General features: G+C 63.0%; 10 protein-coding genes. 5 read left to right on the top strand and 5 right to left on the bottom strand.

The annotated features are described in order from the left end of the window. Positions 1-98 precede the first annotated feature (98 nt). Both ACTJGZ_RS12385 and ACTJGZ_RS12380 read left to right on the top strand, forming a co-directional pair. Complete coding sequence (locus tag ACTJGZ_RS12385; protein WP_441663225.1) at positions 99-1,121, top strand: FecCD family ABC transporter permease; 1,023 nt, start codon at positions 99-101, stop codon at positions 1,119-1,121. Then, a complete protein-coding gene (locus ACTJGZ_RS12380) occupies positions 1,118-2,197 on the top strand; it encodes a FecCD family ABC transporter permease (RefSeq protein ID WP_441663224.1) in 1,080 nt (359 codons plus the stop codon). Before ACTJGZ_RS12385 ends, ACTJGZ_RS12380 begins: the two co-directional genes overlap by 4 nt. Before the next feature lie 139 nt (positions 2,198-2,336). On the opposite strand, the gene ACTJGZ_RS12375 is transcribed toward ACTJGZ_RS12380, so the two are convergent. Then, positions 2,337-2,693 (bottom strand): EF-hand domain-containing protein, encoded by a 357-nt coding sequence (locus tag ACTJGZ_RS12375; RefSeq protein ID WP_441663223.1) that lies wholly within the window; start codon positions 2,691-2,693, stop codon positions 2,337-2,339. A 277-nt stretch (positions 2,694-2,970) separates the two neighbouring features. Between ACTJGZ_RS12375 and ACTJGZ_RS12370 the strand changes: the two genes are divergently transcribed. Continuing rightward, complete coding sequence (locus tag ACTJGZ_RS12370) at positions 2,971-3,228, top strand: DUF2789 domain-containing protein (protein ID WP_441663222.1); 258 nt, start codon at positions 2,971-2,973, stop codon at positions 3,226-3,228. Between the two features lie 221 nt (positions 3,229-3,449). Here ACTJGZ_RS12370 and ACTJGZ_RS12365 read toward each other — a convergent pair whose 3' ends face one another. Continuing rightward, the gene (locus ACTJGZ_RS12365; RefSeq protein ID WP_441663221.1) at positions 3,450-4,184 is read right to left on the bottom strand and encodes a tyrosine-protein phosphatase; all 735 of its coding nucleotides are present in this window, start codon (positions 4,182-4,184) and stop codon (positions 3,450-3,452) included. 155 nt (positions 4,185-4,339) lie between these two features. Here ACTJGZ_RS12365 and ACTJGZ_RS12360 point away from each other — a divergent pair, with 155 nt between their 5' ends. Beyond that, entirely contained in the window at positions 4,340-4,618 is a 279-nt protein-coding gene (locus ACTJGZ_RS12360) for a peptidylprolyl isomerase (protein ID WP_068371766.1), read from the top strand. Positions 4,619-4,997: 379 nt separating this feature from the next. On the opposite strand, the gene ACTJGZ_RS12355 is transcribed toward ACTJGZ_RS12360, so the two are convergent. Further along, positions 4,998-6,065, bottom strand: coding sequence for a linear amide C-N hydrolase (locus ACTJGZ_RS12355; RefSeq protein WP_441663220.1), 1,068 nt, complete (start codon positions 6,063-6,065; stop codon positions 4,998-5,000). 432 nt (positions 6,066-6,497) lie between these two features. Here ACTJGZ_RS12355 and ACTJGZ_RS12350 point away from each other — a divergent pair, with 432 nt between their 5' ends. Beyond that, positions 6,498-7,529, top strand: a complete 1,032-nt coding sequence (locus ACTJGZ_RS12350; protein WP_441663219.1) for an OmpA family protein — start codon at positions 6,498-6,500, stop codon at positions 7,527-7,529. 261 nt (positions 7,530-7,790) lie between these two features. Here ACTJGZ_RS12350 and ACTJGZ_RS12345 read toward each other — a convergent pair whose 3' ends face one another. Further along, positions 7,791-8,414 carry an acyltransferase gene (locus ACTJGZ_RS12345; RefSeq protein ID WP_441663218.1) on the bottom strand — a complete coding sequence of 208 codons (624 nt, stop codon included), beginning with the start codon at positions 8,412-8,414 and terminating at the stop codon, positions 7,791-7,793. Positions 8,415-8,428: 14 nt separating this feature from the next. Then, positions 8,429-9,076, bottom strand: a 648-nt coding sequence (locus ACTJGZ_RS12340; protein WP_441663217.1) for a MaoC/PaaZ C-terminal domain-containing protein, incomplete at its 5' end; no start/stop codon positions are given.

Here is a 9,076-nt window from a genome sequence, read left to right as displayed (position 1 = left end):
CTCGGTGAAGTCCGGCCAGGTCTATGGGCTGGGCGCGAATTCCTTTCGTATCGACTATTACAGCGCCACGGAAATCGTCAACGACATGGTGAAACGGTTTGCCAAATAACAGGCACGCTCTGCGCCAGCGGCAACGGCGCAACGGGCTGTTGCTGTGCCTGGCAGTGCTGTTGCTATGTTGCGTGGCCAGCCTGTCGGTCGGCACGCAGATGCTCTCCCCGGGCCTGGCCTGGGATGCCGTTTTCCATCTGGACCCCAGCCAGAACGATCAGCTCATCATGCTGCATCTGCGTATTCCGCGCACGTTGCTGGCCATTCTGACCGGCTGCGCGCTGGGCGTGGCGGGCGTCATCATGCAGGCCCTCACGCGCAACCCGCTGGCTGACCCCGGCATCCTGGGCGTGAATTCGGGCGCGGCGGCGGCTATCGCCCTGTGCATCGCCATCCTGGGCATTGAGGACGTCGCTGTTTATATGTGGTTTGGCCTGCTGGGCGCGGCCCTGGCCGGCGCGGCCGTCTATCTGCTGGGCGGCGTGCGCCACGGGGTCAACCCGGTGCGGCTGGTGCTGGCTGGCGCCGCGCTCACCTTCGTGCTGATGGCCATTACGCAGATCATCACGGTCAACAGCACGGATGAGGCCTTCAATCAGTTCCGCCACTGGGCAGCCGGGTCGCTGCAAGGACGCGGCTATGGCGTCCTGGCCCCCACGGCGGTCTTGATTGCGCTGGGGCTGTGCATCGCCCTCACCCTGGGCAAATCGCTGGATATCGCGGCGCTGGGCCATGACCTCAGCCACGCCCTGGGCGCGGCGAACGGGCGTATCTGGATCTTGTCCTCCGCCGCTGTCATCGTCCTGGCCGGCGCAGCGACAGCCGCCGTCGGCCCGATCAGTTTCATCGGCCTGACCGCGCCCCATCTGGCGCGCTTTATCATCGGGCCTGACCATCGCTGGCTGTTGCCCTACGCCATGCTGTTTTCCGCCATCCTGATGCTGGCCGCCGATATTCTGGGGCGCCTGATCGCCCCGCCCGGTGAAGTCAGCGTCGGCATCATGATCGCGCTGATCGGCGGCCCCTTCTTTGTCGCGCTGGTACGCCGGCGCAAGATTGCCCAGCTATGACTGCTCCCGCCTCTTCCCCGCCGCCTGTCCCCGCGCCCCTGCGCGCGCTCAGCACGCCGGTCTGGCGGCCCGGCGGCCTGTCTCTGATTTTGCAGCCCCGGCTCATTGCCATTACCTGCCTGTTGCTGTTCCTGACCCTGGCCTGCGCCGCTTTTGCCATCAGCAGCGGCCGCATTTCCCTGTCGCTGGGCCAGGTCGCAGAGATTCTGCTGGGCCATGGCAACGGCGGCATCAGCGAACGCATCGTCCTCAACATCCGGCTGCCGCGCGTGCTGACCGCCATTTTCGCCGGGGCCGCCCTGGGGATTTCCGGCGCCGTATTCCAGTCCGTGTCGCGCAATGCCCTGGGTTCCCCGGATATCATCGGTTTCACGACTGGCGCCGCAACGGGCGCGCTGATGCAGATCATTGTTTTCGATCAGGGCAGCCTGGCCGTCGCCCTCTCCGCTGTTCTGGGCGGGATGGTCACCGCCGCCATTGTCTATCTGCTATCCGTGCGCAATGGCGCTGTCGGCGGCTACCGCCTGGTGCTGGTGGGTATCGGCGTCGGCGCCATTTTCAACGCCCTCAATGGCCTGATGCTGGTCAAAGGCAAACTCGATAATGCTGTCATGGCCAATCTTTGGCTGGCCGGGTCCCTGGATGCGCGTACCTGGCAGCATGTGCTGCCCGTCATGATAGGCACGCTGCTCCTGATCCCGCCCATTCTCTGGTCAGCACGCACCCTGCATATGACCGAAATGGGCGATGACCTCGCCAGCCAGCTGGGCATACGCGTGGAGCGCACCCGCCTGTTCATGATCGCCTACGCCGTCGTGCTGGCGGCGCTGGCCACCGGCGCGGCCGGCCCCATCGCCTTTGTGGCCCTGGCCGCGCCCCAGCTGGCCCAGCGTCTGACCCGCGCCCGCCACCTGCCTGTCATCAGCGCCGCCGCCATGGGGGCATTGCTGCTGATGACCGCGGATCTGCTGATCCAGCATGTGCCGCTGGCCATGACCATCCCTATCGGGCGGATGACAGGCATCGTCGGCGGGATCTATCTGCTCTGGCTGCTGACACGCTCACGCCAGGTCTGAACGGCGCTTCCCCAGGACGGCTGCCAGCGTCAAGCCTGCGCCTGGGGCGCCAGGTGCGCCAGGTACGGCAGCCAAAAAAACAGGGCCTGCCCCGGCAAGGGCAGGCCCTGTTGTCATTCTGGCCGCAAAGCGGCGGCGTTTATTGCGCCGCCTGGCGGGCCGCCTCATCGAAGTCTGCCATGACCTGATTCATGAATTCGGCCTTGGTAACCTTGCCGTCACGGTTGACATCCATAACGGCAAACTGGGCATCCGTCACGCTGGCCGGGAATTCGGCGCGCTCCAGCACCCCATCATGATTGGCATCCAGACGCGTGAACGACGCTTCCATGAACGCCTGATACTCATCCCGGCTGACATCCCCGCTCTTGTCCTGGTCGAGCTGCTGCATCTGCTCCGGCGACAATTTCAGGCCCGGAGACGCGGACTGCGCCTGTGCTGCCATACTCGCCGCCAGCAATACGCTTGCCAAAGAACTCAAGACGATACGCTTCATATGAAAGTCCTCCTCATTGAACATGTCTGCCTGCGCCGCCGGGCCAGCCCGGCAGCATCACCCGTCCATTGCCGGGTTCACAAACACATTAGCACAGCAGCGCCGCGCAACAGTTTCATTGTTTTACTGAACCCCACAAGCGCTGACTGAGCCCTTGCCGCCGCCCGACGCCGCGCCGTAAAACAGCTATAGTTGAAGCAACAACCTCCGTGCCGGTGCTGGCGGCCCCTGCCGCCACTCATCCGGCTCCCTTTCCGGCTGTCCCAAGGAGCCCGCCATGAAAACCGTTACGCCACGCATGACCAACCTGTTTCTGCAACTGGGCCTGGATGCCAGCGAATCGGCCATCGCCGACTTCATCGGCAAGCATCGGCTGCCGTCCAGCAAGCATCTGGTCGATGCCCCCTACTGGAACGAAGGCCAGCGCCAGTTCCTGTCCGAACAATACAAATCGGACGCCGACTGGGCCATCATCATCGACCAATTGAATGAGTCCCTGCACGAAGACTCCGTCAAGCGCCAGACCGGGCTGTAAAACCTGGCTAGCCCCGCCAGCCTGCGCTGGCGCGGCTCACAGCGCTGCACTGACAGCGCTCACCTATGCGCCGCACTTAGTGCTCCACACTTAGAACGCCACACTCAGTGCACCACACTCAGTGCACCACATTAGAGCGCTGCACTGAGAGCGCCGCCCCCAGCGCCGCCGCGCCGGGTTCGCAACGCCTGCTGGCGCTGTTCATGCGCCAGCTTCCCGCCTCAGGCCAGCAAACGGGCGCGCAGCCGCTCCTGCAAGCTGTCATCCAGGCCCAGCCCGCGGCCCAGATAGTGCTGCACTGAACCAAAATCCTGCTGCAGCTGATCCAGTCCGGTTTGCAGAAAGCTTTCCCGTACGCTCAGGGCCGGCAAAATGGCTTCGGCCGCTGCCTTGCCATGCTGCGCCGCCACCGCCGCATAATTCTGCTCGATGAACGCCGTCATGCGCTGATTGGTCAGCAGATAATCATGCATGACGTCCTCTTGCGACACGCCCGCATGCAATTGCAGCAAGGCCGATACCCAGCCGGTACGATCCTTGCCGCCAGTGCAGTGATACAGCTGGGCATCTGCGCCATTGGCCAGAGCCGTGAACAGTTCCCCCAGGCGCTCGCGCATCGCCGCCTGCGTCACCATGTCGCGTTGCAGCTGCTGCATCGCCGCCACGGTATCTGCCGCTGATGACAGCGTGCCGAACACCACATTATCTTGCCCGAGGATATTGATCTGCACATAGGCCGTCCCTGCGGGCAGCACATCAGGCTGGCGCGCCACCTCGGACGGCGTCCGCAAGTCATAGACGGCCGTCAAGCCCAGGCTATCCAGATGCTCGGCCCGGCTAACCGCCTGCGACAGCGCATTGGAACGATAAAACACCCCGCGCCGCAGGCGATGCCCGCCCGCCGCCACATAAGTACTGTCGGCATCCACGCCGGCCACATCACGAAGATTATCCACAAGGCCCCCAGGGAAAAGATGGAACTTAACATAGACAGATTGCCTCGAACCTATCTCTGCCGTTCCTGATACGGCCCACCCCGGCTCAGTCGAATGCGGAGAACATGCGTTATGCTCCCGCCTTCGTTCCCGGATATTTGAAAAAAGGAAGACACATGACCCAAGCCAGCGCCCGCCACATCCTCGTGGACTCCGAAGCCAAGTGCAATGAGCTAAAGGCCGCCATCGAAAACGGCGCCGATTTCGCCCAGGTGGCCCGCGAAAATTCCAGCTGCCCGTCCAGCCGCGACGGCGGCAATCTGGGCACCTTCGGCCCGGGCCAGATGGTGCCGGAATTCGACCGCGTGGTGTTCAGCGCCCCGGTCAACGTGGTTCAAGGCCCCGTGCGCACGCAATTCGGCTACCACCTGGTTGAAGTCACCAGCCGCCAGTAAGACTGGCGCTCGCAGCACGGCCCCGCGCCCAGACCTGAGGCGGGCCGCGCCCGCCAAGGCCAGGCCGGCCATGCTGCGGGGCAAGGTGAGTCAAGCCACGCAGGCTAGCGCCTGCTGGCGTCACCTCGATGAGACTCCTCAGTGCTGCCGTTCAGTGCTGCCTCTCAATGCAGCCCCTCAGTGCAGCCCCTCACCCTCAGTGCAGCCGTTCAGTGCAGCCGTTCAGTGCAGCATCTCAGTGCTGCCCCCGGGCAACTGCTCAAGAGCGTATTGTTCCTTGAGGCGCTCACTGAAAAAACAGAGCCTCTGGCAAAACTGCCAGAGGCTCTTTTTCATGCCAGGCCCGGTTCATCGCGCCGGGGCCCCGCAGCATCCTGGCTTAAATGCCCAGGAAGGGGAAAGGCTTGCTTTCCTTGAAGCTGGCGTTGGCTTCGCCGGAGAAAATATTCTTCTGATCCGGGCCCAGATCCAGCTTCAGCACCTTGCCGCTCTTCTCGGAAAAATCCAGCGTTTTCAGATCGACCCAGAAGGTATTGGGCGTCAGGGCAGATTCAAAGTAATACTGCAAACGTTTCTGGTCCGCCACCGTGCGCCAGCGCGTGGACGAGATGTTGGGCTGATCGGGCGTGGTCAGGCCATAGGGCACGGACACGTTGCGGATCACGCTGAACACGCTGGCGATGGTTTCCCGCCTGTCATCGGTTTTGGGCACGGCGTTGATATAGAACGAAGCGCGCGCAAAGCGGTCGGAGGCCCGGTTGGTACCAGGCAACATGCTGGTGCCGCCTATCTGTTGCCAGTATTCGTTCATCGCCAGCTGCTTCTCGAAAATCGGCGAATTGGTCATGACCTGATAGGAAGGGCTATGGTGAATGACCTGCTTGCCGTCGATATATTCCACAATGGCGCTGTCGCCGCTGGCATCGGAAATCGACAGGTGCAGCGTGGCCAGCCTATCTTCGCCGGGCACGTTATCCGTGACCAGCGTGAAAGGTTCGGTTTCCAGGACTTTGACGGCTTCTTCAACCGTCGCGAAATTGTCGAGCACATATTGGGCCCAGGCCGCAATCGTCAGGCCCGGCTTATCGCTTTCGAGTTTCGGGTACTCGGATTCCACCAGCCACAGCACACTGGCCGACAGGCCAGCTTCATTCAGCCCGTCGGTCGTCGAAATATCGTAGCCCGAAGCAATCACGCTGCCGTACTTGGACGTCCATTTCAGCGAGTTCGGCCCGGCTTCACCTGAACGCGCCATCCCGCGCGGGAACACCCACAGGTTGGTCGCGACATCGGTTTTCCAGTCCATGGAACGGGCGGTCACGATCTGCCCGTCAATACCGTGATAAACCACGCGCGTGCAGGCATCCGCCTCCGGCGCGGCCACGGCGCCTACTGTCAGGAAAACGGTAGCCAGCGCGGCAGCCAAACCTTGCTTGGAGAATTTCATGGGGGTTCCTCCTGTGAAATGAATCCTGTACCGGCCAGTCAGTGCCAGTGTTCGTCCGCCATTATGCCCGCAGCAGACAGGAATCAGTCGAAACATTCCGTTGCAGCCGGGCCTCCTGGCCTGCAAGACGCCTTCACAACTATGACATTTGTCTGAACATGAAGGCCGCTAGAATGCGTGGCCTGCCCTGGATGCGCCTCAGGCCCGGGCCAGTACGAGTCAGTCGCGAACCCGTCTCGGCCCGCCAGGCAAGCCGAGACGGCAGCCGCCGGGGCGAAGGCTTTCCAGCCACCGGGTTTTAAGCACTGGGTTTGGCAAGCCGGTTTAAGCATCGGGTTTGACGTCTGAACTCAGCCACTGCATGCCAGCCATTGTGTTTCAGTCACTGTGTTTCCGCCACATTCTTAAACCTGTTTTTGCCATTGTTTGCCCATGCGCCACGCTTCCCTACGTTTTCTTGCGCCAGTCGCTGCCCCCCTGGCACGCCGCGCCGCCCAGGCAGCCCTGGGCCTGAGCATCACCATGGCAGCGCTGCCCCTGGCCAGCCATGCCGCCCCCGGCAATCCTGCCGCCGCCGCGATTGACCAGATTCCCGTCAGCCGGCACACCTTGGGCAGCTTCCCCTTCCTGCAGGCGCCCGCCGGCTATTCCTACAACTACATCGAAGGCATTCCCAGCCAGGCCATCAGCGATTTTGGCCGCGAATACTTCGCCGTGGACGGCAAGCTCTACCGCCAGGAAGGCAAAACCTTCAAAATCAATCTGGAAAAATCCCGCAGTTCGCCTGGGCGGTTCAACCAGGCCCTGGTCGAAAGCAGCTATGAGCAGGCCATCACCGCGCTGGGCGGTGTGCAAGTGCATACAGGCAAGGTCTCCAGCGAGGAACGTGAACGGATAGGCAAGGCCGAACTGCTGGAAAAACAGTATGGATATTCGCTGCTTGTCCCCGATCATGTGCAGACCTATGTGATTCGCCGCCCCGGCTCGGATGTCTGGATCCAGCTGTCCACGCTGGATGAAGAAAGCGGCGTTATCACCATTCTGGAAACCGCTGCGATTAAGCCGCTGGAAGTCTCCGCCGTCGATGCCGCGCAACTGGGCCAATCGCTGGCGCAGCAGGGGCGGGCCACGCTGGACATTCTGTTCGATACCGATCAAGCCTCGCTCACGCCGGAAGGCGCCTTGCTGGCGCTGGAAATAGGCAAACTGCTGCGCGATCAGCCCGCCCTGACGCTGACCATCGAAGGCCATACGGATGACACCGGCGGCGCCGCGCACAACCAGGCGCTCTCACAGCGGCGGGCGGAAACGGTGGCCGCCTTGCTGGGCACCCTGGGCATTGCGCCAGCGCGCCTGCATGCGGTCGGGCGCGGCGCCACCCAGCCCCGTGCCGCTAACGACAGCCCCGCCAACCGCGCCCTTAACCGGAGAGTGGTTCTGGTGAAAAACGCGGCACGGCAATAGGACGAAAACCAATAGGACGAAAACCAACAGGACAGAATCCGCCACGCCCGCGCTTATTGCAAGGCGGCGGCCACGGCAAGCGACCCAAGCTCCACCCGGGCCTCCCGCGCTAGGAATTCCCCAAGCGCCGGGCATACCTTAGGCCCAGGCATCAGCAAACACATGGCACGCCGCCGATCTGCTCGATATGGAAATGCCCTATGCGCCCGCAGGGGCGCCAGGGGTTTCAGGGCTCAGGGCTCAGGGTTCAGGGTTGAGATCTCAGCTTCCGCGGTCACGCTTCAGGCGTTCGATCAGCAGCGGGTCATAAGCCGGCGCGCGCACCCGGCGGCGGCCTGCCTCAGGCTCTGCCAAAGGCGCCTGCAACTGCACCATGCTATCGGGCGCCTCCAGCGCCAGGCGCTGATAAATCAGCGTGCCTTCCCGCTTCCAGGCAATTTCCTGTTCGCTCAAGGCACGCACCACACGGGCCGGCGACCCCATGGCCAAATGTCCTGCCGGGATTTCCATCCCGGCTTTGACAAAGGCCATGGCGCCCACAATCGCATTTTCACCGACAGCGGCGCGATCCATCACCACGGCATTCATCCCCACCATGGCATTCCGGCCTACCGTGCAGCCATGCAGGATGGCGCCATGGCCGATGTGCCCCTCTTCCGCCACCACGACATCGGCGTCCGGGAAACTGTGCGCCACACAATTGTCCTGAATATTGGAGCCTGCCTCCAGCACGATGCGGCCAAAATCCCCGCGCAGCACTGCTCCCGGCCCCACATAGCAGGCCGGGCCGATGATGACATCACCGATCAGCGTGGCCGAGGGATGCAGCCACGCGCTGGGGTGCGCCACCGGCACGACGCCGTCAAAAGAGAAAATCTGTGCCATGGTGACGCTCCGCCTTATTCCCAGGTTTTGGCAACCATGGTCAGGACGTCATACTGGGCCACCAGCTTGCCGTCCTGATTGGTCACGATGCAATCCCAGCGGACTTCGCCATGCTCGGCGCTGCTGCGCGGATTGATTTCCTTGCAGGTCAGGCGCACGCCCAGGGTGTCGCCGGCATAAACCGGAGTCAGGAAGCGCAGGTTGTCCACGCCATAGTTGGCCAGGACGGGGCCCGGCGCCGGATCCACGAACAAACCGGCAGCGAAGGAGACGATGAGATAGCCATGCGCGACGCGGCCATCGAAGAAGGGATTGGCCTTGGCCGCCGCTTCGTCCATGTGCGCGTAAAAGGTATCGCCGGTGAAATGGGCGAAATGTTCGATGTCATCCAGCGACACCGTGCGTTTGGCGGTCACCAGCTGATCGCCTATCTTCAATTCCGCCAGCGATTTGCGGAACGGGTGGCGGCCTTCGTTTTGCGCGGGCGCGCCATCCAGCCAGCGCCCGGTCACGGCAGCCAGCAAAGCGGGGGCTCCCTGCACGCCCGTGCGCTGCATGTAATGCATGACGCTGCGCAGCCCGCCCAATTCTTCGCCGCCGCCCGCCCGGCCCGGGCCGCCATGGACCACGCCAGGCACGGGCGAACCGTGACCAGTGGAACT

The organism is Kerstersia sp., assembly GCF_052103615.1.
Lineage (GTDB): Bacteria > Pseudomonadota > Gammaproteobacteria > Burkholderiales > Burkholderiaceae_B > Kerstersia.
This window is presented reverse-complemented; position numbering and strand designations above follow the sequence as displayed.